At 59.4% G+C, this 26,105-nt stretch carries 22 protein-coding genes; 10 read left to right on the forward strand and 12 right to left on the reverse strand.

Going from position 1 to position 26,105, the window contains the following annotated elements; translation table 11 throughout:
• The first annotated feature begins 54 nt into the window (after positions 1–54).
• From ACAD63_RS04205 to ACAD63_RS04250, 10 genes are all read left to right on the forward strand, one after another.
• On the forward strand, positions 55–888 hold the full coding sequence (locus ACAD63_RS04205; protein WP_434033462.1) for a glycosyltransferase: 834 nt from the start codon (positions 55–57) through the stop codon (positions 886–888).
• Positions 885–2,285, forward strand: a complete 1,401-nt coding sequence (locus ACAD63_RS04210) for a rhamnosyltransferase WsaF family glycosyltransferase (RefSeq protein ID WP_434033463.1) — start codon at positions 885–887, stop codon at positions 2,283–2,285. Before ACAD63_RS04205 ends, ACAD63_RS04210 begins: the two co-directional genes overlap by 4 nt.
• Before the next feature lie 111 nt (positions 2,286–2,396).
• Positions 2,397–3,437, forward strand: a complete 1,041-nt coding sequence (locus ACAD63_RS04215; RefSeq protein ID WP_434033464.1) for a glycosyltransferase family 2 protein — start codon at positions 2,397–2,399, stop codon at positions 3,435–3,437.
• Positions 3,438–3,447: 10 nt separating this feature from the next.
• A complete protein-coding gene (locus ACAD63_RS04220; protein ID WP_434033465.1) occupies positions 3,448–4,245 on the forward strand; it encodes a glycosyltransferase in 798 nt (265 codons plus the stop codon).
• Positions 4,238–5,323 carry an undecaprenyl/decaprenyl-phosphate alpha-N-acetylglucosaminyl 1-phosphate transferase gene (locus ACAD63_RS04225; protein WP_434033466.1) on the forward strand — a complete coding sequence of 362 codons (1,086 nt, stop codon included), beginning with the start codon at positions 4,238–4,240 and terminating at the stop codon, positions 5,321–5,323. The genes ACAD63_RS04220 and ACAD63_RS04225 overlap by 8 nt, the downstream gene beginning before the upstream one ends.
• Positions 5,324–5,435: 112 nt before the next feature.
• Complete coding sequence (locus ACAD63_RS04230) at positions 5,436–6,218, forward strand: ABC transporter permease (RefSeq protein ID WP_434033963.1); 783 nt, start codon at positions 5,436–5,438, stop codon at positions 6,216–6,218.
• A gap of 17 nt (positions 6,219–6,235) precedes the next feature.
• A complete protein-coding gene (locus tag ACAD63_RS04235) occupies positions 6,236–6,982 on the forward strand; it encodes an ABC transporter ATP-binding protein (protein ID WP_434033467.1) in 747 nt (248 codons plus the stop codon).
• A gap of 113 nt (positions 6,983–7,095) precedes the next feature.
• Positions 7,096–9,426, forward strand: coding sequence for a glycosyltransferase (locus ACAD63_RS04240; RefSeq protein WP_434033468.1), 2,331 nt, complete (start codon positions 7,096–7,098; stop codon positions 9,424–9,426).
• A gap of 94 nt (positions 9,427–9,520) precedes the next feature.
• Positions 9,521–11,152 carry a hypothetical protein gene (locus tag ACAD63_RS04245; protein ID WP_434033469.1) on the forward strand — a complete coding sequence of 544 codons (1,632 nt, stop codon included), beginning with the start codon at positions 9,521–9,523 and terminating at the stop codon, positions 11,150–11,152.
• A gap of 18 nt (positions 11,153–11,170) precedes the next feature.
• Positions 11,171–12,409 (forward strand): glycosyltransferase, encoded by a 1,239-nt coding sequence (locus ACAD63_RS04250; protein ID WP_434033470.1) that lies wholly within the window; start codon positions 11,171–11,173, stop codon positions 12,407–12,409.
• 7 nt (positions 12,410–12,416) lie between these two features.
• On the opposite strand, the gene ACAD63_RS04255 is transcribed toward ACAD63_RS04250, so the two are convergent.
• From ACAD63_RS04255 to ACAD63_RS04310, 12 genes are all read right to left on the reverse strand, one after another.
• Complete coding sequence (locus ACAD63_RS04255) at positions 12,417–13,502, reverse strand: glycosyltransferase family 4 protein (protein WP_434033471.1); 1,086 nt, start codon at positions 13,500–13,502, stop codon at positions 12,417–12,419.
• Entirely contained in the window at positions 13,495–14,481 is a 987-nt protein-coding gene (locus tag ACAD63_RS04260; RefSeq protein ID WP_434033472.1) for a class I SAM-dependent methyltransferase, read from the reverse strand. The genes ACAD63_RS04255 and ACAD63_RS04260 overlap by 8 nt, the downstream gene beginning before the upstream one ends.
• Before the next feature lie 130 nt (positions 14,482–14,611).
• Complete coding sequence (locus tag ACAD63_RS04265) at positions 14,612–15,778, reverse strand: glycosyltransferase family 2 protein (RefSeq protein WP_434033473.1); 1,167 nt, start codon at positions 15,776–15,778, stop codon at positions 14,612–14,614.
• Positions 15,766–16,866 carry a DegT/DnrJ/EryC1/StrS family aminotransferase gene (locus ACAD63_RS04270; RefSeq protein ID WP_434033474.1) on the reverse strand — a complete coding sequence of 367 codons (1,101 nt, stop codon included), beginning with the start codon at positions 16,864–16,866 and terminating at the stop codon, positions 15,766–15,768. Before ACAD63_RS04270 ends, ACAD63_RS04265 begins: the two co-directional genes overlap by 13 nt.
• 65 nt (positions 16,867–16,931) lie before the next feature.
• Positions 16,932–17,564 (reverse strand): NeuD/PglB/VioB family sugar acetyltransferase, encoded by a 633-nt coding sequence (locus ACAD63_RS04275; RefSeq protein WP_434033475.1) that lies wholly within the window; start codon positions 17,562–17,564, stop codon positions 16,932–16,934.
• A 227-nt stretch (positions 17,565–17,791) separates the two neighbouring features.
• Entirely contained in the window at positions 17,792–18,208 is a 417-nt protein-coding gene (locus tag ACAD63_RS04280) for a GtrA family protein (RefSeq protein WP_434033476.1), read from the reverse strand.
• Entirely contained in the window at positions 18,205–19,155 is a 951-nt protein-coding gene (locus ACAD63_RS04285) for a glycosyltransferase (protein ID WP_434033477.1), read from the reverse strand. Before ACAD63_RS04285 ends, ACAD63_RS04280 begins: the two co-directional genes overlap by 4 nt.
• Before the next feature lie 35 nt (positions 19,156–19,190).
• The gene (locus ACAD63_RS04290; protein ID WP_434033478.1) at positions 19,191–20,978 is read right to left on the reverse strand and encodes a DUF7657 domain-containing protein; all 1,788 of its coding nucleotides are present in this window, start codon (positions 20,976–20,978) and stop codon (positions 19,191–19,193) included.
• A 79-nt stretch (positions 20,979–21,057) separates the two neighbouring features.
• On the reverse strand, positions 21,058–22,314 hold the full coding sequence (locus ACAD63_RS04295; RefSeq protein ID WP_434033479.1) for an oligosaccharide flippase family protein: 1,257 nt from the start codon (positions 22,312–22,314) through the stop codon (positions 21,058–21,060).
• Entirely contained in the window at positions 22,314–23,447 is a 1,134-nt protein-coding gene (locus ACAD63_RS04300; RefSeq protein WP_434033480.1) for a glycosyltransferase, read from the reverse strand. Before ACAD63_RS04300 ends, ACAD63_RS04295 begins: the two co-directional genes overlap by 1 nt.
• Positions 23,447–24,769 (reverse strand): sugar transferase, encoded by a 1,323-nt coding sequence (locus ACAD63_RS04305; protein WP_434033481.1) that lies wholly within the window; start codon positions 24,767–24,769, stop codon positions 23,447–23,449. Before ACAD63_RS04305 ends, ACAD63_RS04300 begins: the two co-directional genes overlap by 1 nt.
• Entirely contained in the window at positions 24,766–25,905 is a 1,140-nt protein-coding gene (locus ACAD63_RS04310; protein ID WP_434033482.1) for a glycosyltransferase family 4 protein, read from the reverse strand. The genes ACAD63_RS04305 and ACAD63_RS04310 overlap by 4 nt, the downstream gene beginning before the upstream one ends.
• Between the last annotated feature and the right edge of the window lie 200 nt (positions 25,906–26,105).

Raw genomic sequence — 26,105 nt, forward strand, 5'->3', positions numbered from 1 at the left:
CGGTGACTGAGAGGAGGGGGCGGCAGGTTAGTGAAAGGGCATTCAGGAGTGCAAATGCAGTGTGATCTATCTGTTCTGATTCCGTTCAAAGACAAGGCGGAAATGACACTGCAGTGTGTCGACTCGCTTTACAAGTTTGGCCCGGACTGCCGGGAGGTTCTGCTGGTCAGCAATAATTCCTGCAAGTCTGAACTCGACGCAGTCAGGGCTGGATTGGCAAAGTACGACAATGCGAGCGTGCTTGTGTACGACGAGCCGTTCAACTACCAGAAACTGAACAACTGGGCAGTTGATCATTCGTGCGGCAGTGATCTGCTCTTCCTGAACAACGATACCGAACTGGTAGAGCGATCCAGGGGGCTACTGGAAACCATGGTGACGCGAGCCCATGACCCCGCGGTGGGCGCTGTGGGCTGTGTACTACTGTACGGTGATGCCAAGACGATCCAGCATGGCGGCGTGTATCTGGTGTCGGGCGGGCTTGCCGATCATCTTTTTGTCGGCCAACGCCTCTCAGATGTGGTCAAGAGCTGCGCCGATGGCTCACTACACCCGGACATTCGCAGCGAACTTGGTCTGAGTGCGGTGACCGGCGCGGTAACTGTCGTGCAACGGGACAAGTTTGCTGCCGTGGGTGGATTTGACGAGAGATTCATCATTTGCGGCGGCGACGTGGATCTGTGCATCCGACTGGAGAAGGCCGGTTACGCAACCGTGATGGCGGGTGCCGATTCTGGTTTCATCCTTCACAAGGAGAGCCAGTCGCGGGCGCATAAGCCAATCCCCTATAACGATTTCTACCGCTCGTACCTGTCATACCTGGAAAGCTATGACACGGAAAGAGGGGATCGCTTCGTCCACGTAGATTCAAAGATTTCTCATCAATGAGCAAAAAGACATTCCTGCTGCGTGTCGTACGACGCCTGGTTTTTATCGGCCGTAAAGGGCTGCACAAGCTCTATCAGGCGGCGTCCGACACGGAGCATCGGCTGAGTGCCGTGATCGAGGGACGCCCTGTGGTGGCAGGGGACAAGAGCGTCACCCGAGCCAGGCAATTTGCCGAGGTCTACTACTCAGCCAATCCCTCCGTGACCCCGGTAATGCCCGCCCTGCCGCAGGCCGGGCGCCGGCCAGCCGTGGTAGTCCTAGTGCCGACGCTATCGGATTCTTCGCTGTTCGGCGGCATTGCTACAGCATTGATCTTTGGCGCGCTGCTGAGCCAGAAGACTTCGCGGGGCCTGCGCATTGTGCAGACGGTGGTGAATGGCAAGGCTACGCGGTTGCAGGGGCTATTCGATAAGTACAACATCAGTATCGATGCTTCTGCCATTGAAGTTCTGAGTGTGGCCGAGCGTCGCCATAACTACTATGGCTATCTGGACCTGCATCCTGCCGACCAGCTTGTCGTCAGTGCCTGGTGGGACGCGGCACTCGCCGCCGAATTTCCGCTGCGCCGCAAGTTTATCTACCTTGTGCAGGACTACGAGCCGATCTTCTATGCGAATAGTGATGCGCGCCTGCTTGCAGAGCAAAGTTACCAGTCCGCCAACTTCGTCGCGGTCTGCAATACCGAGTTGATGGCGCAGTGCATCACCGAAAGCGGAATGCTTTCGCCCGATACGCCTGTCCTGCACTTCGAGCCCGCAGTGGCTCGCATGGCAGGCCGTCGCTCCCCTGGTTCGCCCGGCAAGGCAAAGCGGACGCTATTTTTCTATGGTCGCCCCAACGTCGAGAGAAACCTGTTCCATTTCGGCTTGCGAATCCTTAACGAAGTCTTTGCGCGCAATCTGCTCAGCGGGGCTGAGTGGGATGTTGTGATGGCCGGCGAGACGACGGCTCCGAACATTCAGCTCGAATCTGGCGTGGTCATTCGTAATCTGGGTAAGCTTTCGCTCGATGAGTACGACGAAGTCAAGTTGAAGACAGACGTCGCCTTGTCTCTGATGATGGCTCCCCATCCTAGCTACCCGCCTCTCGAACTCGCTTTGGCGGGGGCTGCGGTCGTTACTTCAAGATATGGTCCGAAGCAGGACCTGACTCGTTATTCCGAAAACATTCTTTGCGTGGCCCCGGACCTGGAGTCGATGATTGACGCCATCGTCCACGCAGCGCAAATGACTGAGGCGCAGCGGGTCGGGAATGCTGCGCGCACGGTCCTTCCGGTCGACTGGCAAAGTGCGTTCGCACGATGCCTTGATCAACTCGATCCGTTGCTCGACGGCAAGAGCCTCGCCCTGCCAGCTGCAAAGGCCGAGTCACCTGTTGCGGCCACACCGACTTCGTAAGTCTCCGATGGCATGGGGCACGGCTACCTGAACTGCACGCAGCAGCAAGAGCATCACTACCGGGGATACCGGTAATTCCAACCCGAACCAACACGATCCGTCATTCAACCCATGCCTCCAGAATTTTCCGCCCTGGCATCGCTTTCGGGCACCAGGCCCGAAGGCAACCGCCTCAGCAGCGGGGTAGCCATGTGCACCTGCAATGGAGGCAGGTTTCTCATCCCCCAACTCGAATCCATCGTTGCTCAGACACGGAAGCCTGATCACATCGTGGTCAGCGACGACCATTCGACTGATGATACCTGGACGAAGCTGCAGGACTGGGCGTCGGCGGTGCGAGCCGAGCACGGCATCCGCGTCACCCTGGTCCAGAATGTTGTCAGGTTGGGGGTCACCAAGAATTTCGAGCAGGCGATTCGGGCGCTCGATACTGATATCGTGTTTTTGGCTGACCAGGATGATGTCTGGTTGCCGAACAAGATCGAACTGCTGCTTGCCCGTTTTGCGGATCCAGCGACGATGCTGGCACATTCCGATGCGACCCTGATTGACGAGAACGGCAAGGATCTAGGTAAATCCTTGTTCGAGGCATTGCGTTTGTCCGACCGTGAGAAGGCGTTGGTTCAGCGCCAGCACTTTTTCGAGATCTATTGCCGCAGGAATCTCGTTACCGGTACCACTGCGGCGTTCCGCCGGGAATTGCTTGGCATGGCGCTGCCGTTTCCGGAAGACTGGATCCACGATGAGTGGCTTGCCGCTTGCGCGGCGGCCGAATCCAAAGTGGCCATGCTGACGGACAAGCTGACGCAGTATCGCCAGCATGGGACCAATGCGATCGGTGTACCTGTTACCGCCGTGTCGCGCCTGACTCTGTACGCGATGCGCGTCGCCCGTACCCCCCGCGACGAACACCTGCGGTATAAGTTGCGCCGCCTGGATGCCTTGCGCGAACGGCTGGTGAACGCGAATGCAGTCGACGGCGACAAGCTTGCGCTGCTTGACGAAGCGAGGGCTCATTTTGAGCGTCGCATACGATTCGGGCGTTCGCCCACCTCCCGGGTCACCAGCATCCTGCGGGAATACAAGGCGAGCGGATATCATCGGTTCGCCGATGGCTTCGCGGGGATGGTGCGTGATGTCATCCACCTCTGAGGAGGCGCGCATGCTCGCCTCCCCCCTCCGGGGCCCGCGCCTTACCGTGTCGGTGGTCAGTCATGGCCAAGGACAACTGCTGGCGCCTTTGCTGTTGCAATTGCAAGAGGCCTCCGCCTTGCTGCCGATGCAGGTTATTGTCACGCTCAATCTGCCAGAGGCTGCGCCACTGATCGATGGGGACGACAATTTCCAGCTCACCTTGATCGTCAACAAGTCGCCGCAAGGGTTCGCAGAAAACCACAACGCTGCCTTTCGCCATGCGTCTGCCCCGTTTTTCTGCGTGATCAATCCGGACGTCAGGATAGAGCCTGAAAGCTTGCTGCCCTTGCTCGATTGTGTGGAACGTCTGCCGGGCGTCGCAGGTCCGCGCGTACTGGCGCCGGATGGCGATGTCGAGGACAGTGCGAGACGCGTTCCATCTGTACTTCGGCTGGTGGGACGGCGCTGGCGCAGGCGATCGACACCGGACTATTCGACCAGACGGATGATCCAGCGGGTGGATTGGATGGCAGGCATGTGCCTGGTCTTCCAGGCGCAGACATTTCGGGATATCGGCGGCTTCGATGAACGATTTCATATGTACTGCGAAGACGTCGACATCTGCCTGAAAATACATCTTGCTGGCGGTCACGTTTCGTGGGTGCAGGATTCCGTGATCATCCATGATGCGCAGCGCGCCAGCCACCGCAACTGGCGATACCTCGCCTGGCACATTACCAGCCTCCTTCGCCTGTTTGGGTCGGGTACATATTGGCGCTTCAGGCTTTCCGGCTCAGGTCACGATAAGAAGGTCATGCATGTTTGATTTCTTCTGGGTACCCTCCTTCGTGTTCATCGTGAGCGCGCTGAGCATCGTGATGCTGCGACCCGTGGCCAGGACCATAGGACTGGTCGATCGCCCCGATGCCCGCAAGCGACATCTGGGGGACGTCCCGCTCGTGGGCGGCATTGCCATCACGCTGGCCGTGTGGACCGGTGCGCTACTTTTCATGCGAAGCCAGGGCTACTACGTTGCATTGCTGGCCGGCCTCACCGTGCTGGCGGTGGTTGGCATGGTGGATGATCTGAAGGGAATGTCGCCCCTTACGAAACTGATCGTGCAACTGCTCGCCGCCATCCTGATGACCTCCTGGGGGGGCGTCTATCTTTCCTCACTCGGCGACCTGTTCGGTCGCCGCGAGATCGAACTGGCCAACTGGGGTATTCCGCTGACGCTTTTTGCGGTCGTCGCCGTGGTCAATGCCATGAACATGTGTGATGGCATGGACGGCCTCGCAGGCGGGCTTGCGTTGATCATCTTTGGATGGCTGGCCGTGGTCGCCGGTGAATTGGGGAACAATGCGGCGCAACGGATCTGCGTGATCCTTTGCGGTGCGATTCTGGGTTTCCTCGTGTTCAATATGCGCAATCCGCTGCGGGGCAAACGGCGCGTCTTTCTCGGCGATGCCGGCAGCCTTATGCTCGGCTTCGGCATCGTCTGGTTTGCGGTGGAGTTGACGCAGCCGGTCTACAATGCCGGCCGCAACGCACCGCCAGTCATCATGCTGTGGATCGCCGGATTCCTGCTGATCGACCTGCTCGCCGTGGTGATTCGGCGAACACTTCAGGGCAAGAACCCGCTTTCCGCCGACCGGACCCACCTGCATCACATATTGCTTAGGCTGAATCTTGGTCATGGCTCCATCGTGTGGATTCTCCTGCTCAGTAACGCGCTGATGGGCATGGTGGGGGTTATCGGTTGGAAAATGGGGGTCTCGGAGCAGGTGCTGTTCCTGACGTTCCTCGCAGTAACGGCGGTCCATTTGCTGGTAATGCGCAATGCGTGGCGCTTTATCCGCTTCGGCCGGCGTGTGTTGAAAGTGCGGAGGTTAAAGCGTGGCTGAGCGGTATAGGTACACCCGGCGGACGCCGGTGCGCTCTTTGTCATATTAACTGGATCATTCTCGCCGCATGCTCAAAGGCGGTCGCGGCGGCTCACCCTTGCTGAAAGTTTTTATGTTATCGATTGCTATTACAGACCTCAGAGAGAGCCTTTCATCGTGGCGCCTCTGGTCCTTACTCGGATGGATTGAAATCCGCCAACGTTATGCCCGCTCGGCCGTAGGGCCGTTCTGGCTGACTATCAGCATGGCGGTGATGATCGCCTCCATCGGCGCCGTGTACGGCACCCTGTTCGGCCAGGAGCTGCGCGAATATCTGCCGTTCCTGAGTGTCGGGTTGGTCATGTGGTTTCTGCTCGCCCAGATTGTCAATGAGGGGTCGACGGTCTACATCCACAGCGCGCATTACATCAGGCAGGCGGCAACACCGAAGCTTCTTTATGTGCTGCAGGTGGTCTGGCGCAATCTGATCATCCTCGCCCACAATTTCGTCATCGTGATTGCGCTGCTGGCGATTTTTGGTGTGAAGAACTGGGCAGTGCTGCCTCTGTTCATACCGGCGTTCATTCTGTTTGTCCTCAATGCAATGTGGATGGCAATGATCGCGGGTCTTCTTTCAGCCCGATTTCGCGACCTGCCGCAGATTATTGCGTCCCTGTTCCAGGTGGCGTTCTATGTCACGCCGATCATGTACCGGCCGGATTCGCTCGTCAGATTCTCCTGGATTGTCGATCTCAACCCGTTGTCCTATCTGTTGCACCTGGTACGGGGGCCGCTGATGGGCGAGGTACCCACGCTGCTGACCTGGGGCGTCAGCGCCGGCATGGCTGCGATTGGCTGGGCCGCGGCCATGTGGCTGACCGGTCGCTACCTCAAACGTATCCCGTATTGGGTCTGACGGAAGGGAATTAAAGCATGGCGTACATTGAACTGCGGAATGTCGGCCTTGAGTTGCCGATCTATGATGTGCAGGGGCGGTCTCTGAAGAAGCGAGTCCTTCGCCTTGGGCGCAAGAACAAGCTCGCGGAGGAAGCGAACGGCGTGGTGGTGGTGAAGGCGCTGGATGGAATCGATCTGCGCCTAGAGGCTGGCGATCGCATCGGCCTGATCGGACACAACGGCGCCGGCAAGTCGACCCTGCTGCGGCTGCTCGCCGGCATCTATGCCCCGACTTCGGGAACCTATGAACGGCAAGGAAAGGCCGTGCCGCTGCTGGATATCAGCCTCGGCATGGACGAGAACTCGACGGGTTACCAGAACATCCGGTTGCGGGGCCTCCTGCTCGGGATGAGCGATGAAGAGGTACGCAGGAAGGAAAGGGACATTGCCGAGTTTGCCGACCTTGGCGATGCGCTCGACCTGCCGCTACGTACTTATTCGAGCGGCATGCGCATGCGGCTGGCGTTCGCGGTGTCGACGGCAATCGATGCGGATATTCTCTTGCTGGACGAGGTGATTGGCGTTGGCGATGCCTCGTTTCAGGATAAGGCGAATGAACGTCTGCATGATTTGCACAATCGTGCCCAGATCGTGGTGTTGGCGATTCACTCGAACGAAGTGATTCGCCGGATGTGCAACAAGGTGATCTGGCTGGAGCACGGGCGAATTCGAATGGCCGGCACGGTCGAGGAAGTGCTCCCGGTTTACGAGGCAAACCACTGATTCGAATCGTCGGGGAGGGGAGAGCGCCAGGCGGTGCCGGAGGCAGGACGCGATGCCTGGCTTCCGTTCCCCGTGTGGCCACCATACTTAAGAGCGGAACGTAGAAGCGGGTCATGACAGTTGATATCTCGTGCGTAGTCACCTTTCATGCGGAAGGCCTGCTTGCCCACAAGACCCTGGCAAGTATCGCCCGGGCGATCCGATTTGCCAGCGATGCCAGCATCAAGGTTGAACTGGTGGTGGTGGCTGACCGGGCCAATCATGAAACCCTGAGCTACCTTGAGCGATCCAAATGGCTGCCCGCTGGCACCCGGATTCTGCATACGGAGCATGGCGATCCCGGACTGGCGCGCAATGAGGGGATTCAGGCCGCGTGCGGCGAATATGTCGCGATCCTGGATGGCGACGATCTCTATTCGGAAGACTGGTTGCTTGAGGCACTGCGGCTCAATCGCACCAATCCGTCTTTCGTCGTTCATCCCGATTACAACGTCTATTTCGGTGCCGAGCGTACGATTTCACGGCATCCCGATCAGCGCGACGCGTCCTTCCGCTCCTGGCAATTGCTGACCGAGAACGCCTGGACCGCACTTTGTTTTGCACGTCGCGAGGTATTCATTAGCAATTCGTACGCGCCCACACCGCCATCGTCCGGTTTCGGATATGAGGACTGGCACTGGAACTGCGACGCGATTGCAGCGGGTCTGGTCCATGTGGTTGCGCCCGGTACTGCGCACTTCATCCGGCTGAAAGCGTCGGGAAGCCGGAATGCTGAAGCCCTTGAGCGAGGCAGGGTGATTCGGCACTCCAGTTTGTTCGACAGCGAAGACTTGATGGCGCTCGATCGACCGCTCGGTCTGCCAGTTGCATCGCAGGAATCTCAAGCGGACCGGGACTGGGACGAAGAGGCCTATCTGGCGGTGCATGCGGACGTTCGGGCTGCGGTCCGCGGCCGGCAACTCCGATCCGGCAAATTCCACTGGGAACGATTCGGCCGCGCCGAGGGACGGCTATTGCCGACGGCTGAACAACGCGCGGTCGTGCGTGCCTGGGACGAAGAGGCATACCTGGCTTGCAACGACGATGTGAGAGACTCTGTCAGTCGCGGCCTGGTCGAGTCAGGTCTCCACCATTGGCTGCTCCATGGGCAGGCCGAGCGCCGCGAACTACGTCCGCAACCCTTCCCATCGGGGATCGTGAGCGAGATGCGCGCGCTTTCGGCTTACGAGTTGCAACTGTTCCCTTCGCGCCAGTTTTTCAAGGATGCCCGCCGGCATACGTACCGTGCATCGTCGTCTCTTGGCGACGCCTACCGGGATATGCTGCATGCCGTGGGGGGAGACGAAGTCTCCCATGTCTTTCTACTCCCGTGGCTAAAGCGAGGCGGGGCCGATCTCGTGGCTCTGCACCATATTTCGCACCTGGTCGGGGAATTTGGCGCAAAGGTGCTCGTGATCACTACGGAGAGCTCCGACTCGCCGTGGTTGTCCCGCCTTCCTGAGCAGGTGCGGCTGATCGACTTCGGCAAATTCGCGCCGCGCCTCAGCGCTGACGCGCAGAGAATCCTGTTGACGCGGTTGCTGCTCAAATTGGCCCCGCGGGTCATTCACAATGTCAACAGTCCTGTCGGCTGGGAGATCTATGCGCGGTACGGGCGCGCCCTGTCGCAAGGATCGGGACTATACGCTTCGTTGTTCGGCTTCGACTACACGGACGAACTGGAGCCATATGGCTACGGAGGTGCCCTGGAACGGTCCTATCGCTACCTTTCGAAGGTGATCACAGACACCGAGGTCTTCATAGAGCGGCTGGTTGACATGTTTGGCTTCGAACGCGAGTTGTTTGAGCGTTTCCATTATCCGAAGCCTTGCAATCCGCGCTTTGAGTTCGATAGCCAGGGGGCGAAGAAGATACTTTGGGCAGGGCGCTTTGATCGCGAAAAACGTCCCGACCTATTGCTTGCCATTGCAGCGCGAATGCCGGATTGTCATTTCGACGTCTATGGTGTCCCCACGCTCTCCACGCCGCCGGAAATCCTCGACATCAAGGACAAGCTGGGGGCCATGAGAAACGTATCGCTGCGGGGCGCATATGACGGTTTCGAGAACCTGCCGGTGGCCAACTATGCGTTGATGTTGTACACCACGCAATGGGACGGACTGCCCAACGTGATACTTGAAGCCCAGGCTTCGGGTCTTCCGGTCCTGGCCCCCGATATTGGGGGAATCAAGGAGGTCATCCCCGCGGAAAGCGGGTTCCTGCTCGAGCGCTTTGATGATATCGACGGCTATGTGACGCGTATCCGCGTCCTGCTGCAGAATCCCGATGCCCTTTCCCGGGAGCGCGTGCGGGGGTTGGACATCATGGGGCAAGTGCATACCCCGGAAGCCTTCACGATGCAGCTTCTGCGTTTTCCCCAATATACTGCGGCGGCACGGGCATGAATCGAAAAAATGCCTGGGAGGAGCCCTCGGTAGCCAAACCTGCGGAATTGGCCACCAGCCTTTCCTGCTAATCCGCCACGCTGGACCCGCAAATATGAATGCCAGCGCCGGTCTCGTTGCAGTTCAGTCCATGGACACGGGCAAGATGCATTCCTATCCTCCACACGAGTACTGCGATTTGCTGATCATCGACGAGATGCTGCCATGCGACTTCTCGCCGTTCCGATCCCTAGAGTACTCGCATTACCTCAGCTACTTCGGTTCGTCCTTGCTGCTATCCACTGAAGGATGGCATGGCGCATTCTCGAATTTGAGTTTCGAGGACCAGCTATTGGAAAGCATCTTACCTGAGGCGATCAAGCGGAAAATCAGGCCATTCTCGCAATTCTCTGCGATCGTCCCGAAACTTGCGTACATCACGTTTCTGCACAACGCATGGCAGATGTTCCCGTACCTGGTAGATCGGCAAATACCGTTCGTGCTTCAACTCTACCCGGGCGGCCGGTTCGAGATCGGGAATAAAGAGAGTGACAATCACCTCAAGACGATTGTGGAATCCCCGTTATGCCGCAAGGTCATTGTCACTCAGAACCTGTCAAGAGATTACTTGCTCGATCGTATTGGTTGCGACCCCGTTAAAATTCAGTTCATTTATGGCGGTGTTTATGACACCAACAATGGATTCGATTTCCTGAGGGACAAGAAATTCTACAGGAAAAGCAAGGACACGCTGGATATCTGTTTTGTCGCTCATCGTTACGGTGATGACACGAAGAAGAAGGGTTACGACCAGTTCGTAGCCGTAGCGAAAAAGCTGGCCGAACGATTTCCAGACCTGCGGTTCCACGTCGTGGGCGACTACACACCTGATCAGATTCCACTGGAAGGTGCTGCGGATAGATTCCTCTTCCACGGCAAGAGGCCTGGCAGCTTTTTCAGAGAATTCTATCCATCGATGGATATCATTCTATCTGCCAATCGTCCTTCCACCGATGGGGTGGGTGCATTTGATGGGTTTCCCACCGGCGCCTGCATGGAAGCTGGCTTTTGGGGAGTGCTGAACTGTATCAGCGATCCGCTGAAAATGAATGTTGCGTTCACTGATGACGTGGATGTTGTGTTTGTCGATTTTGACTCCGGCGGGACAGCCGACAAACTTGCGGTGCTTTTCAATGACACCGACAGGCTCTACCGGTTGGCGTATGAAAACTGGCATAAGTTCATTCAGGTGTTCGATGCGAACCGGCAACTGTGGGACCGCTGCAGGTTGATCACTGAGGAATTGCTGAAAACCGAGGCATTGATAATCAGGCCAGCGCCGAGGATGAGTTCCATGGATATTTCGGTGCTTTCGGGGTATAAGGAGGAGGTGCGGCAACTTACGGCCAACTACGAGGATGCCGAGATGCGACACGATAATTTGCTCGCGGAATACCGTCAGCTCGCCAGCGGTTTCCATGGGCTGCAATCGGAAAATGCCCGATTATTGGATGGCAACGCCAATTTGCTCGCGGAATACCGTCAGCTCGCCAGTGGTTTCCTTAGTCTGCAATCGGAAAATGCTCGCCTGGTTGCTGACAACGCCAGCTTGGCGACAACCCTGGCGGATGCGCCGGCGTTGGGCCGAGCGGAACTTCTCATGCTTCGCTTCACGCAATCACGCCTAGCGATGTTCCTGAGAAAAAGCGTGTTCCGGATAAGGCGACGCTTTGGCAAGTCTGCTTAAGAGGCACCAGGTACGCCCATGAACGATTCTGATCATATCCTTGATGCGACCGCCCGGAGACTGGCCTTGAAAGAAGGCTACGCGGTGATATTCACGAACGCCAGCAAGGACACGCACAACCACAACGCAACCTTCGCCGATGAGATTTCGCCCGAACTGCTCTCCTATGGAATTTCGGTGCGCTGCCTGGACTACATCAACGATGTCCGGCAAGTGTCCGAAGCATTGCGGGATCCCCATTGCCTGTTTTTTCTCTGTTTCAATGGATTCGGTTCTGAGCTAAAGATTTCATATGCTCCCGGGAATCTCGGATCCGCATTCGAATATTATCAAAAGCCGCTTTTCGATCTGATGCATGATTGCCCCATCCATGAGACGATGGCGCACCAGGTCGGTTCGACAGGGCAGTACCGCAAGTTACTGATGACCGACTACTCGTATGCACACCTGGCTCGCCTGCTTGGCGTAAAAAATGTGCATGCGGTTTCCAGCATTACTTTTCCAAGAACGATTGGTCAGACCAGCCTTCCTTTGAGCGCTCGTCCCATTGATGTGCTGCTCCCCGTCGGACTTTCCAGCTTTCACCAGACGAGAGAGCGCTATGCAGCGCCCAAGGACTACAAGGAACGCATATTCAGGCAGATTTTTGAGGGCGTTACAGAATATGCTGTCGCCAATCTCGAGGTCGATCCATTAATTCAAACCCTCCTGGCGTTCCAAGAGCTGCAAATGCCCGTGAATCTACAGGATGCGCACGTTCGGTTTCTATTCACATCCATTGTTGATTACGTTAAATTTGCACGGCGCGACCAGTTGGTGCGGAGTATTCAGCATCTACCGATCACGGTTATCGCTGACCGTGATGTCAGGGAAGTTTACAAAAACACGAACTTCAGATTCCTTGGGGCGAAATCTTTTCCTGAGCTGGTGAGGACGATGGGCGAGGCAAAATCCGTAATTTGTCCACTGCCACATCACACAGGATTCCATGAGCGCGCACTCGCTGCCTTCAGTGCAGAGTCCGTTGTCATTGCTGCACCCAATGACATACTTGAAACAAATTTTGTCGTTGGGCGGGATATGATTACCTACAGCAGCGTGGAGCAACTGGCGACGCTGTTGGAGAGTGTCGTGGAAGGGCGGATTGAGTTACAGAGCATCGCCTCAAATGGCAAGAGAAAGGCGCTGGACCGTTTCCCGCCAGAACGGATCGCCGACATCATCGTGTCGCTCTGGTCATCCGTATCTCGCCACTGACACGACATTAGCCAATGGCCTTCGCTCCGAACTCGCGGAACACATCGGCGTAAGCGTCCATCATCTGCTTCCGGTCAAAATGGTGTTCGGCGTACTGGCGTGCCTTTTTCTTTGCGTGCGCCAGGTCAGCTCGATTCCCCTGCCAGGTGGCAACAATGTCTGCAATCCGGTCTGCGTCCAGTGGACTGACAAGAAATCCGTTCTCGCCGTCGTTGATCAATTCGGGAACGCCTCCCACTGGGGCGCCGATGACGGGAACGCCACAGGCATTGGCCTCCATAACGATATTCGGGCGCCCATCGAGTTTTGACGGCACCACCAACACGTCCAGCGTCTGGAGCACCGCTTTTACATCGGAAGCATAGCCATGGTAGTGCAGACGGCTACCCACCGGGCTTTCCTGCACTCGGCGCCGAACCTCGTCCGTCTGGCCGCCGTCGCCGGCAAGCAGGAACTTGGTGTCGGGCAGCCTATGGTGGATTTTCTCGACAAGGTCGATAAATCCCAGGGGGTTCTTCTCCTGTGACATCCGGCCCACGTAACCCACCAGCAATCCGCGCTTGGGCGGGGCATCGTCTGCTGCCGGCATCAGCCATTCCGTGTCGATGCCATTACGTACAACCCGAACCCTTGGATCTTGTTTGACAGAGTTCCGCTCTACGAATCGCTTCATGTGCTCGGTTTCGACGATGACGCCGTCCATGCACCGCTCGTAGAGGAAGTGATTCAGGGTGTGCCCGATCTCGTTGTACAGCGTATCCACGATCCGGAGAGAGGGATTGCGCTCCTTCCAGTACGGGAGATGGTGGTAAAGGAGCGGCGCGCCGATCTGCAGGACAAGGTCGGTTTCGCGCCGGCGCATCTCCTTCCAAACCGCCTCCAGGGTGTCGTGATGCGGGACACGTGTCAGATCGATTAGCTGCTTATCTGCACGAAAGTCGTCCATGTCGTCCGGCGTGTAGACGCTGGATGCGTCCGTGCAGAATGCAACGGTTACGTCGAAATCGCGGCGGCGCATTTCGCGTAGCACTTGAAGTGAAAGTGCCCCTTTTACGAGAAATGGAAGAAGAGCGAGGATCCTCGGGTTACTCATCTAATTTTTTGCTCTCTGCTGGTGCGCTCGCGCACGAGGTCTGCTTTGAATAGACCGCATGCAAGTTGTCAAAAGAATTCTTCCAGTTGCTGGCCTGCGTCTTATACCATTCGGCGCTCGCTGCTTCAGTGCTGTCGGCATGCCAAAGCTGCATCAGGTGCGTGAACAGGCGGGTGCTGAAGTTATCCTCGATGAGTGAAGGCAAGGCCAGAATTCGTTCCGGCGTTGGCCGAAACGAGTGGACCACGCTGTAAGCAAGGTTTACGTTGCTCTCTTCCCGGTTCAGTCCGGCGAGGTCCTCCTGCTTCATGCATTTGAACAGATGCTCGATTCTGGCGAAGGTCTCGGGGTCGCTTGCCAAGGCGCCAATATAAGTCGAACTATAGCCTTTGATATCGGACTCGAAGCCGGTAAAGGAATAGCCAGCAAAACCGCCAAGCAGGGTTTCGATGCCCTGAACGGTGGGGTAGTAGATATGCTCATAGGAGCCTTCGAGCCAATCCTTGTTGTCGCGCGTTTCCGACATCAAGGGAATCTCGAAAATCAATGCGCCTTCTACTTTCAGGGCATTCAGGCAGGCGCTGAAGGCCCCTCGGAGATCCAGTACGTGCTCGAACGTCGCTATCGCGGTGATGACGTCGAAGTAGCCATGGAACTCATCGCGCTCAAGATCCGTGAGCACATCGGCTCCGATGACCCTTATTCCGCCCGCGCGCGCATGCTCGGCCGCGTGCACATTGACTTCAATGCCATAGCCTTCATACGATGCGCCCAGGGTGCGCAGCATGAAGCCGTCAGCGCAGCCGACGTCCAGTACACGACCGCCCGTGATCAGCGCCTGCACCAGCAGTCTTACCCATAGCAGCGAATGCTCGGCAGTGAACGCATAGTCGACATAGCCGACTTCCGCGTGTGCCGCGCCGCCATAATAGCCATCCTCGTAAAAGACGCTGGTGTCGGCCGGCGGATTCTCAATCATTCCCATGCCACAGTTGGCACAAAAAAGAACGCGTTGGCCATCACCCCGCATCGCGGCATGGGCGTAGTGCGTGTGACCACACACGTTGCAGCTAAAGGTGCCAACTTTCTCGCCTGGCATTGGTTCAGTTTCAAGACCCGTTGAGCTTCCTGAGAAGTGCAGGCGCCCGCTTTACCCGCCGGAGCACCGCCGAGGCAAGCCGCCGGGGCGTGTACCTGGTGTGGCGCAACTGATACATGCGTTCCCAGTGCTCGGCCTGCGCCTGCCAGTAGTTTCGCGCATGGACAAATTCGCCAATATCTCGCTCGAGCTTGGCCGCATAAGCAAAACCAGGCGAGCCCTCGCGGTAGGTGGTCAACGCGCGCCGTCCCGCGCGCTCCAGGTTGCTGTCACCTTCGCTCGCCGTGACTGCGCTGCGGAAGCTCGCGAAGTCTGCGAATTCGGGCGTGGCCATCATGATGCCAAGCAGGCGATAGGCATGCCTGGGCTCCAGCTTGCAGAGTTCTCCATGGCGTGCCACCCAGCTAATGATGGTTTCGACCGTTGGATGCAGCGCGCGCGCTTCTGCCAGAGGGATCAGGTTACGCATCATTGCATAGCTGAGTTCCAGGAACTGGCCAAGCGGGTCAGCGTGAGTGACGCCTCGCTTGTGCAAGCGCATGAAAGTGAGTTGTTGCGGCACCACGGCAAACTTGCAACCCATGCGCAGCGCCCTGGTCCACAGTTCATAGTCCGGAGCGCGTACCATCCCGGCGTCGTCCAGGCCGATGCGGAGATGCGCGGCCCGGCGCACCATGCTAGAGGAACGGCACAGCCAATTCATGCCAATCCACATCTGGACCAGATTGAGTTCATGCGGCTTGTTGATGCCCGACTCAAGTGACGGCGCGTCCGGATGTGGTGCACCTTCATGGTCTAGTATCGTGACATAGGTGCCGACAATGTCGAGGCTGGGATCCGCTTCAACCGCGCGTAACTGGAGTTCTGCCTTGTCGGGCGCGATCCAGTCGTCGGCATCCAGATTGACCAACCAGGTCCCGCGAGCGGCCTGCACCGCGCGGTTATAACTGCCTGCGCCACCGAGATTGGTTTCATTGACGATCAGCCGGATGCGCGGATCGTTGAAACTGCGTATGACTGCAACAGAGTTATCCCGCGAACAATCGTCCACCACAACGATTTCAAAGTCCTGAACGGTCTGCTCCAGAATGGATCGCAGCGTCGTCCCGATGTACTCCTCGTAGTTGTACGACAGGACGATATAGGACAGGAGTGGCTGGTGGCTTAGTTCAGGCATGCTGCAATTCGGTCAAGATCGGCGTCGGTCAGATTGTCGTGGAAAGGCAATCCGATTACGCGCGCAGCCAATTTGTCAGTGCCGGAGAGGTCCGCGCGCGGGACATCGGCAAAGGCGGGGTGCCGGTGGCAACCGAGTCCCCACCAGCGACGCCACTCGATGCCTGCCGCATCGAGGCGTTCGAGCGTGCCGGTGACATCGGCCTCCGGAACAAACACGTTCAGCGTCATAGTTACCCATTCGTCTCCGACGCCTCGCTGGAGGCGCACGGCTTTACCTTCGAGGCGCTGACTATAAGCATCCGTCAGATCGCGCAGCGCCTGGAGTCGTGCCGGGAGTGCGTCGAGGGCGGCAAGGCCGACTGCTGCGGCATACTCGGAAATCCGATAGTTGCCGCCTCGAATCGTGGCGAGGCGCTCTGCGCCCAGAAAGCCGAAGCCAGTCATGGCAGTCGTGCGCTCCGCCAATTCCGTGTCAGAGGTCAGAATGGCACCGCCTTCACCGATGCCAAGCACCTTTGTGGCGTGCAGGCTCACGCACGCCGGTTGCTTGCCGACGTCCGAAAGCGCCGTCACTGCTGCTGCAGCATCGAAAACGACCGGGATACCGTGATGGGCTTCGAACGCAGCCCATGCCGGGAGATCGGGTGGTGCACCGAACGCGCTGACCACGAGAACCGCAGCAGGTTTTTCAGGCAATGCTGCCAGCGCCGCCTCTGCAATCTCAGGTGTCAAAGCAAGGGTGTCGGGACAGACCTCAAGAAGATACGGAGTGAGACCGGCATTGCAAACGGCGTGTGCACTGGCGATAAACGTGTAAGACGGCATCAGGCAATTGCGTTTTCCTGGCGTTGCACGTGACCGGAGGGCAAGCTCGATTGCAGTTGTGCCATTGCTTGTCAGCGTGACACCCTTCGCGCCAGTCAGTGCACTAAGCCGAGCAACGAATTCCCGATTGAGCGGACCATAATTGCTGTAGGTTCGATTCGCATCGATGCGTTGCAGGTAGGGCAGCAATGCGGCTGCTTCCGGCAGGCGCGGAATCAGTACTTTGATCGGTGCTGGCGAAGTGATGGCGGTGATAGTCATAGGTTGACGCAAAAAAGCTGATCGATGTTTGTTCGGTTGATGCGCAGAGTTGCTCAGGTGCGGTGTTACAGGGTGTCCCGAGACGCTTCCCGTCGCACGATCGGGCGGGCAGGCACGCCGACTACGGTGGCACCAGGCTCGACGTCGCGGATGACGACAGCACCGGCTCCAACAATTGCCCCCGCGCCGATCCTGCATCTTGGAGCAACCACGGCGCCGACACCGAGGTCCGCACCTTCTTCGACAGTGACCCAGCCAGCCAGCGAGACTCCTGGGCCGAGGTTGACGAAGTCGCCAATCCTGCAGTCGTGGGAGATGACGCAACCCGGATTGATCAGGGCATGCTTGCCGATCTCGATATCCGTAGTCATGCTCGCCGGTCCGAGAAAGACCGCCCCTGCGCCAATCTTCACGTGCTGTCCCTTGGCAACGGAGGGATGCATCAGCGTGGTGAAGTGCTTGCCATGCAACATCCGGGCAATGCGAGCCCGCGACGGGCAATCTCCCACCGCAAGGACAAAGGAAACATCCGACTCGGCGAGCCACGGCTCGATGTCATCAAAAACCGGTACACCGTGGATCGGCTCTGCCGCATAGCCAGGCTCTACGACGAATGCCCTTACCTTGTGTCCGGTCAGGGTCAGCGTCGCAAGTACCTCGCGACCAAGGCCGCCGGCCCCAAAGATCACAATCGACATAGCTCTTATGGCGCCATCTGGCGGATTGTTGGGAAGGGCAAGTATCGCATACCGCCCGCATGTCATGGCGGCAACGACAGTATCCCCGGCGCTGCGAGGGTATCAGCCTCCTGGCCGATATTGCGGCCCGTGCAAAGGCCGGCGCCTGGTGGGCCGCGAAGGGAGCCACTTTTGACATCCCTCAGTGCGCACGCACTGAATCGAGGCTGTAGTTCACGAACTGCATGTTACCGAGTAGGCTTGCGCTCGGGGCCAGGCTTGTTTTTTCGAAACAAAAGAAACTTCGAGGAAACAAAATTAACAGTTATTCCGGCCACGCTTCCGATCGCAACTCCGATGATGGGGTGCGTGGCGACGGTTGAGCTGACCAGTATTCCGGCGGCATAGGCGCAGTAGTTTACAATTCCCCCACCCAGCATCAAGAATATGTAGCTCAGGTACTCATGGAGAAGTGTCTTGCCAGAATCGTGGCCGGCGAAGGTCAGGGTTCTGTTTATGAGCCAGGTTGTAGATGCGGCACACACAAATGAAATCGCCCGTCCGCCATATAAGCCGAACTGTGCTTTAGTCAGGTATAGAATCGCCGCATCTACCAGAAAGCCCACGGCTCCAGCAAGCACAAAGATGCAAATCTCCTTTCTCACTGGATTATCTTCCGCGTTGCCGGTATCGACAGGTAAATAAGTCTCTTATATTCATGGCGTCCTCGTGTAACGGTGTCCAGCACGAACCCGCACACGAATGAAAGCAGCCCCGCAAGCATAATGCCGGTGGACAGCACGGCCAGCGGCAAATGCGTCACCTTGCTGGTCGCGAGATATTCAAGAATCACCGGTGTCGCGCAAAGCAGGGACAATAGTACAGATATGGTTCCTATCAACCCGAAGAACGAAAAAGGGCGCTCGCTCATATAAAGCTTGATGATGGTTTTCAGAATCCTGAAGCCGTCGCGATAGGTAGAGAGCTTGCTGGTGGAGCCTTCAGGCCGTTCGCCATAACCGGTGCTGACCTCGCCATACGGCATCCTGAGTTCAAGTGCGTGCACCGTGAGCTCGGTCTCAGTTTCGAACCCGACCGCCAGCGCGGGGAAGGACTTGGCGTAGCGCCGTGAGAATGCCCGGTATCCGGACAGCATATCGGTAAAGCGACCATTGAAAATCCGCATTACCGTGCGCGTCAGCAGCCAGTTCCCGAAGCGGTGACCCTGGCGATAGGCCCCCTTGCACTGATCGAGGCGGCAGCCCACCACCATGTCGAGCCCCTCGTCGAGGAGCTTCGCTACCAACTGAGGCGCGGCAGCGGCATCGTAGGTGGCGTCTCCGTCGGCCATCACATAAACGTCGGCTTCGATATCCGCGAAAATCCGGCGGACCACATTTCCTTTGCCTTGCAGCCCGACGTAGAACACCTCCGCTCCGGCATTTGCCGCGACCTCCGCAGTCCGGTCAGAAGAGTTGTTGTCGAACACGCAGATGCGCGCGTGCGGCAGCGCGGCCCGGAATGATGAGACCACGCTGCCAATGGCGACCTCTTCGTTATAGCAGGGGAGCACAACAGCAATCTTGAGGGCGGGCGGCGCTGTGGAATACATGTTTGGCGGTTCCGACATCGGTCGGAAGCATTCAGTTACGGTTTAGCGTGGATTGGAAAGTGCGCGGAAGCGGTGCCGCTGTAATCGAACAAATGTCGGGGTACGCCGACATTGTCCGGGCCCAGTAATTTTGGCGTATCGGATTCTATCAAAGTGATATGGGAATACCGGTTGAATATGCCGTCCACTTCGCTGCCGGGGAGATTGGCGAAGCATTGTCGCCAGAAATCCAGTGCGGGTACTGGCGTGACATGCGAAGCGGAGCGGTAACCTAGTCCGTTCAGCGTGGCGCCGGGGAAACCTTCAGCGGCGAGGACGCCGCCATTGGCCAGCGCCTGTTGAGAGAGCCGCTGCAGCACCGCCGTATCCGGAAGGTTGAAAATTGGCCAGGCCGATTGCACGGGATTGAACGGAAGGAACGTCACGGCGCCACCAAGTGCCGCCAGGCCGGAAATGCTGGTCAGCGGATGCAGGCTGCGGGCCTGCTGTATCAGGATGCACAGCGCGACAGCGGGAACGATGTACAAGTCATTCCAGTACCTGGGGCGGTAGCCGTATTTCGACGCCTTGAACAGCAGCCACGCTGCAACCACGACGCCCATGAAAACCAGTGCGCGCCTGGTTGACCAGGCCAGGCCCACGACGCGCACAACGGCCAGCGCGAACATCAGCAGCAGCACGCCGGCAGCGAACACCATTCGCTCGGGTTGGACGTGGTTCCAGAGCAATAGCTTGCCAATGGCAGCCGGCACCGGAAGCATCATCCACGCTGTCACCAACACCAGGGCGGCCAGGAAGATGGCCGGCTGCATCCACTGGCGTTTCGCGGCAAGAGAAGTGCGCGCATTGCGGTAATCAAGGAAGCACAGGCAAAGCAAGACGAACCACGTTCCCGCTACACCGATCTCGGAAATATTTGCTCCGATCAGGGAGTTGTATGACCGGTCGAACGTGCTTGCAGGAAAAAGCTGCGAGAGCCAGCGCTCCACAGGCAGCGCCCCGCCCGAGAAGTTGCGCTGGCCCGGATAGAGGGTCTGCATGGTGTTCAGCAGGTAGTCCTTCAGGTAAAGGACCGCTGTCGCCGCAGCCAGCACCGCAGCGCCGGCAAGACCGGCCAGACGGGCCGGGCGCCACCATTCCCGGCCGTAGCAGAGGAAGAATACGGCCCCCACGAATGCCAGCGATATGAACAGTGGCGGATAGAAATCGGTTACCAGCCAGCTTGCCGCCAGCCAATAGAAGAGAACCAGCCGCAGTGCGATCGGGGCCTCGATGAAGAGCACGGCCAGGGTGCCTGCGAACAGCGCGATGATCGGCCCTTTTTCATTCCACCAGAATTGCGAGAAACCGGTGAAATAGAGAGACAGCGCAAGCAGCAAGGATTGTGGCTGCGATGCCCCGGCCACGCGGAACAGCTTGGCGTACCCGACAATGAAGATCGCGAATATCGCAAACCAGTGAAACGAATACGCGTACGCCGCATTCACGAACGGGTACAGCCACATGGTCGGCTTGAACAGCAACCCCCAGTCCGCGATCGGCAGGCCATAGTTGATGCGCAGGTCCTCGCCGTACAGCGATGTGGAATTGAAGCGTTGCAAGCCATTGCGCACGGTGGCCTGGGTGAGTGGCGTGACCACCGACCACTCATCGCTGCGAATCGGGCGCGGCGTGCCAAAGTGCAGCCCGTCGCCCTTTGCGCCGATGCGTTCCAGCACCACGCCATACGAGGATGGCGACCAGGTATTGCCGACATAGATCAGGCCCAGCAACAACAGTATGAAACTGACCAGGTGTTTTCGCATCAGCGCGGATAAACGCATATTTGGCTTGTGACGTTTGCGGCGAGCAAAGGCTGGATTTTACCTGCCGCCCCGCGTCAGGCGCAGCGCGTCGGCTGACTCAGGCGGAGGCGGTGGCGGCTGCCGTTTTCCGGCTGGAGAGAAGCACAAGGGTGATTCCGAAAACGACGGCAACCGCATTTCCCACCGCGTATCCCAGGACTGCGCCTCGGGTGCCAAGGCGTGGCACGGCGATGGCGTCGACAACCACCGTCGTGGCGAGTACAAGGGCCCACTTTGCCGCGACCCAGCGTGGCTTGCGCAAGTAGATCGGCAGCAGGCCCAGGCCGACGTCCGCAAAGATCAGGGCCGATGCCAGGGCGGCGAGTTGCAGCAGGACAACCGTTTCCCCGAATGCCTGGCCATAGAGAAAGTGGACGATCCATTTGGAACAAAGCGCAATGAGAATGGCGCCGCAAAGTCCGACTGCGGCCATCCAGCCGGTGACGCGCAGCACGTTGCGGCGCGCGGCCGCGGCGGATTCCTGTGCAAACACGTAAATCGGCGCCACGCCCGCCGCCAGGATGGTCGCGATGGTGGTGAAGTTGTCGAGCACCTGCATGGTGGCCGCATAGGCGCCCAGCTCGGCAAGCGGTACGGCGGGCTTGAGGATCAGCTGATCGACGCGGCGCGCGGCGACCATCAGCATGAAGCTGAGCCAGAACAGTGCGCCGTCGCGGATCAGTTCGCGCCTGAGCGACGCATCGCGTGCCGGCACGGCGCGCGGGGCGCGAGACAGGTAATACCAGCTCAGCAATACCGCGGCGATGAGCGGCTCGATGGCGAAGGCGGCGGCATACGCAGGCAGGCGCTGGGTGCCTGAAATGAACAGGGCCGTGACAAGACCGGCCTTTGCCGTCAGCCCGACCAGATTGAAGACGACATTTGGCCGGTTGTGGGTGCGGGCCTGCATCCACGCGATGACAATGCCGAACGGCTCGCGCAGCACGACCGCGGTTCCCAGTATGGCTGCCGGAACCCAGGTGTCAGCAGGCTGTTGCGTCAGGGCCAGGTAGGCGCACATCAGCGCATAGCCCCCGAGCCCGGCCGACAGCCGGATCGCGAACGCATGGGCTATCAGCTTGTGACTGGCCTCGGGCGTTGGCAGGGCGACCAGGCGCGGCACCAGCACCTCGGCGGCGCAGATAAGCGGGACCGATGCCGCGATGAAGACCAGCGACTGCGCGTACTGGAAATGCCCGAAGCCTTCGGCCCCAAGCGCACGCGCCAGCATGCCAACAATGACGATGCCGATCACCACCTGCAAGCCACGATCGGCGAGCATCCACAGCAAGTTGCCGGCCACTCTGCGCCGCATCAGTGGCTGTCCCTCAGTTGTTGGTAATTGACCAGCCATTGCCGTGCGACGGCAGACACGTCGAAGCGGCTGACAATCTGCTGCCTGCGCCGGTCCCGTTGGGCCTGCGTGCCAGGCAGTTGGCGGATTGCTTTCTCCAGCGCGGATGCCAGTGCTGCGGCGTCGCCGATGGGGGTAATGGTGGCCGTGTCACCCGCCAACTCGGCCACGCCTGCGGCGGCGGTCGCCACCACGGGCAGTCCGGTCGCCAGCGCTTCGCCAACGGCGAGCGGCATGCCTTCAATCCGCGACGAGAGCGCGAATACATCGGCTGCGCGCAGCAAGTCCGGAATATCGCTTCGTGCGCCGGTGAGGGTCGCCAGCGTTGCCAGACCGCCCTGTACGATCCGGTCTTGCAGCGCCGGACGCAGCGGACCTTCGCCAGCGATCACCAGCTTGGCATTTGGCACAGTCCTGGCAACAAGCCGGAAAGCCTCAATCAGCGTGGCCTGGTCTTTCTCGGATACCAGCCTGCCCACATTCAATACCAGTATGTCGTGCGCATCGAGGCCAAGATCGCGCCGCGCTCGCTCGCGCACCGCGTCATCCGGCCGGAATCGGGTGGTATCGATGCCGTTGGGCATCACGATCACGCGCTGGGCCGGCGCGGCCCCGCTTTCCACCATCGCCTGCCGGCCGGCCTCGCTGACATGGGTAGTCAGCGCGCACCAGCGGTCTGTCAGGCGATAGGCGAGGGCGCGCAGCGTGCCGCCTTCCCGTGCGCTATGCGCGGAGCAGACGACAGGTGGCATGCGGCCGGTCCGGGTCAGTGCCCGTGCAAACAGGTTGCCGTGGACCATATGCGAATGGATGACGTCCGGGCGCCATTGGCGGACGACGTGCCGGGTCTTTCGAAGCGCTGCCAGCATCGACAGCGGTGTTTTGCGCATTCCCAGTTCGGTGATCGGGATGCCGGCAGGAAGATCGATCTCCTGTCCTTCGGTCAGGCTCACGATGGCCACGCTGTTGCCCAGCGCGACAAAGGCGCGGGCGAGTGCGGCAATCTGCTGTTCCGCGCCGCCGAGCCTGAGGCCAGTGGTGATGACAAGGATGCGCAAAGGCTGTGCCACGGTGGCCGGTTCCTCGGCCGCCATCAGCGCGCCCCGTAACCGGTTGCCAGCGTCCGCAGCGTCTTCACCGCAATCAGCAGATCCAGCGCCAGCGAGCAATGCTTGACGTAATACAGGTCATAGCTGAGCTTGGTCACGGTCTCTGCATGGCTGCCGGCATAGCCCTGTTGGACCTGCGCCCACCCGGACAGGCCGGGCCGCACTAGGTGCCGGTAAGGGTAGTACGGGATCGATGCCGAGAATTGGTCGACCATTGGCGCCTGTTCTGGCCGCGGGCCAATCAGGCTCATGTGGCCGGCCAGCACATTCCAGAGTTGCGGGATTTCGTCGAGGCGGTACTTGCGGATAACGCGTCCGACACGCGTCACGCGCGGGTCTCGCCGTACAGCGAACTGGGCCGGCGCGCTGGCGTCGACGCCCATGCTGCGGAATTTGACCATGATGAACGGCTTGCCGAAGAGGCCGACGCGTTCCTGACGGAAGATTGCGCCGCCGGGCGTTTCCATGCGGATGGCGAGTGTCACGGCAAGACCCACGGGCACGGCAATCGGTGCCAGGCACAGCACTGCCACGATATCGATTATGCGTTTCAGATACCCATACAGGTAGTGGGCGGCATAGTCATCCAAAAAATTCTCATCGATATGCGCCAACCCCACCCGCCCAGTCAGCATTTCCCCAACCCGCTCAACCGAATACATCCGCACATGGCTCATCTTGTAATGCGCAAGCAGCCGGGTGCGCTCAGGATCGCCAGTCGCACTCCGATCCACCATCAGGCCGTCGAAATGCCCGGCATCCTCCAGCGATCCAACCGGCTCAAACCGCATGCGTGCCGCCGGCGCCGCGCCAGGCATGGCAAGAATCCCTTCGAGCTGGGCCAGGGTGTGTGGATCGGTGTATCCAAACAACGGCACGTAGTTATGCACATAGCGGCGATAACCCGCCCAGATCCAGCCAAGCGTAATGAGATACGACAGCAGCAGGGCGCCACGCGAATACTCAATATGGAAGGCCGCAAAACCAAACAGCAAACCGGCAAAGGGCAGTGTCACGGCCAGCCCGACCAGGCTGTTGCCCTCCATCGCCGGCAGGTGCAGGGAGCGGTGGAGCAGCATGAACGCCGCCAGGTACGGCGCCACCGACCACAACAGCGTGCGCGTGAAGACGTAGGTGACCAGGCCGGCGCGGTGTGCGGCTTCGGCAAATACCGCGCTGAGCGCGAACAGCGATAGCCCGAGCACTGCCCAGGCGAGCATCCGGCTGACCCGGCGCATGGTTTCGGAACCGCCTACGCGGCCACGCAAGGCGTGGCGGCGCAGGTTGTCGGTCTTGGTGTTGATCATGTCGGCACCCGCGCTGTGGCGGGGAGTCTGGGCAAGGCATCGCGATAAACTTGCCATGTTGCCTCGGTCATGCGTTCCAACCCATAGCACTGTTCCCACCGGCGGCGCGCGGCGATGCCGAGTTCGGCCCGCAATGCGCCGTCGCCCGCAAGGCGCGCCAGCGCAGCGGAGAACGCGTCGGCGTCGTTGGCGGCGACCAGCAGGCCATGCCGTGGGTCCTGGATCTGTTCCCGGATGCCGGGCAGGTCCGACGCGATCACCGGCAGGCCGGCCCGCATCGCTTCGAGCACCGACAACGGAAAGCCTTCGTGGTCCGAAACCAGCACGAATGCCTGCGCCGACGCCAGCAAGCCGGCGATGTCGGCGACATTGCCCGGAAAGGCCACGCGTCCAGGTGCAAGTTGCGTGGCGAGTACCTCCATCGCAGCCAGTTGCGGTCCGTCTCCGGCCAGCACCAGTTCGCAGCCGGGGAGGTTCGCGTGTGCGAAGGCGCGGATCAGGATATCGGGCCGTTTTGGCGCCGCGAAGCGGGCGACCATGACGATGCGGCGCATCGGGTCGGCAGGCGAGGCGCGATCTGCGGTGTCGGCAATCCCGTTGGGAATGGCGGCGATACGACGGGCAGGGATCGGAAGTGCCTGCGCCAACCGCCGTTCGGCTTCGGCCACGCAGATCAGTCGGCTGGTCAGCGGTGCGAGCAGCCATTCCGCAAAGCGTGCTGCCAGTCGCTGGCGCTTCGGTACCTGTGGCTTGAAGGCAAAACCGTGCACGGTGTAGACCACCGGAATGCCAAGGAGCGCCCCCGCGATCCGTCCCAGTGCGCCAGCCTTGGCGCTGTGCGCATGGATCAGGTCCGGGCGCGCCTGCTTCAGGGCTTGCAGCAGTTCCCGCAACGCACTCACCGCGCGCAAGGGCGAGAGGGCGTTGTCCAGCCGCGTCAGCCGGATGACTTGCGCGCCGGCGTGCCTGGCGATGTCCAGCAGCGGTCCATCGCCGCCAGCCAGCAGGATGATGTCGGCATCGGCCGGCGCCGCCTGCAACAGATCGGCAACATGCGACTGCGCTCCGCCGATCTCCGAGTTGGTGATCAGATAGGCAATGCGCAGGCGCGGCGAGGACTGTGCGGCGGTCGTCAAGTTTGCTTACGAAATTTGTCATGCCGCAACCGCCACAGGACCCAAATATGCCGATGACTTATGGCAAATTCAGAGTGGTCGGGCGATCGCTTCCGTGGCCGATGGGCCCGGAGGGCGCAAGGCGCGGCCGGGCGGGCGGCAATGTGTAGTCTCAGGTGTAGGACAGACGCTGAAAATTGCGCCTGTCCGGTATATTGCCG

It is taken from the genome of Cupriavidus sp. a3, from assembly GCF_051015765.1.
GTDB lineage: Bacteria > Pseudomonadota > Gammaproteobacteria > Burkholderiales > Burkholderiaceae > Cupriavidus > Cupriavidus oxalaticus_A.

Bases quoted from the DNA above. Each gene is read 5' to 3' on its own strand.
- ACAD63_RS04205 (WP_434033462.1), top strand. From the start codon at position 55: ATGCAGTGTGATCTATCTGTTCTGATTCCGTTCAAAGACAAGGCGGAA.
- ACAD63_RS04210 (WP_434033463.1), top strand. From the start codon at position 885: ATGAGCAAAAAGACATTCCTGCTGCGTGTCGTACGACGCCTGGTTTTT.
- ACAD63_RS04215 (WP_434033464.1), top strand. From the start codon at position 2,397: ATGCCTCCAGAATTTTCCGCCCTGGCATCGCTTTCGGGCACCAGGCCC.
- ACAD63_RS04220 (WP_434033465.1), top strand. From the start codon at position 3,448: ATGCTCGCCTCCCCCCTCCGGGGCCCGCGCCTTACCGTGTCGGTGGTC.
- ACAD63_RS04225 (WP_434033466.1), top strand. From the start codon at position 4,238: ATGTTTGATTTCTTCTGGGTACCCTCCTTCGTGTTCATCGTGAGCGCG.
- ACAD63_RS04230 (WP_434033963.1), top strand. From the start codon at position 5,436: ATGTTATCGATTGCTATTACAGACCTCAGAGAGAGCCTTTCATCGTGG.
- ACAD63_RS04235 (WP_434033467.1), top strand. From the start codon at position 6,236: ATGGCGTACATTGAACTGCGGAATGTCGGCCTTGAGTTGCCGATCTAT.
- ACAD63_RS04240 (WP_434033468.1), top strand. From the start codon at position 7,096: ATGACAGTTGATATCTCGTGCGTAGTCACCTTTCATGCGGAAGGCCTG.
- ACAD63_RS04245 (WP_434033469.1), top strand. From the start codon at position 9,521: ATGAATGCCAGCGCCGGTCTCGTTGCAGTTCAGTCCATGGACACGGGC.
- ACAD63_RS04250 (WP_434033470.1), top strand. From the start codon at position 11,171: ATGAACGATTCTGATCATATCCTTGATGCGACCGCCCGGAGACTGGCC.
- ACAD63_RS04255 (WP_434033471.1), bottom strand. From the start codon at position 13,502: ATGAGTAACCCGAGGATCCTCGCTCTTCTTCCATTTCTCGTAAAAGGG.
- ACAD63_RS04260 (WP_434033472.1), bottom strand. From the start codon at position 14,481: ATGATTGAGAATCCGCCGGCCGACACCAGCGTCTTTTACGAGGATGGC.
- ACAD63_RS04265 (WP_434033473.1), bottom strand. From the start codon at position 15,778: ATGCCTGAACTAAGCCACCAGCCACTCCTGTCCTATATCGTCCTGTCG.
- ACAD63_RS04270 (WP_434033474.1), bottom strand. From the start codon at position 16,866: ATGACTATCACCGCCATCACTTCGCCAGCACCGATCAAAGTACTGATT.
- ACAD63_RS04275 (WP_434033475.1), bottom strand. From the start codon at position 17,564: ATGTCGATTGTGATCTTTGGGGCCGGCGGCCTTGGTCGCGAGGTACTT.
- ACAD63_RS04285 (WP_434033477.1), bottom strand. From the start codon at position 19,155: ATGTATTCCACAGCGCCGCCCGCCCTCAAGATTGCTGTTGTGCTCCCC.
- ACAD63_RS04290 (WP_434033478.1), bottom strand. From the start codon at position 20,978: ATGCGTTTATCCGCGCTGATGCGAAAACACCTGGTCAGTTTCATACTG.
- ACAD63_RS04295 (WP_434033479.1), bottom strand. From the start codon at position 22,314: ATGCGGCGCAGAGTGGCCGGCAACTTGCTGTGGATGCTCGCCGATCGT.
- ACAD63_RS04300 (WP_434033480.1), bottom strand. From the start codon at position 23,447: ATGGCGGCCGAGGAACCGGCCACCGTGGCACAGCCTTTGCGCATCCTT.
- ACAD63_RS04305 (WP_434033481.1), bottom strand. From the start codon at position 24,769: ATGATCAACACCAAGACCGACAACCTGCGCCGCCACGCCTTGCGTGGC.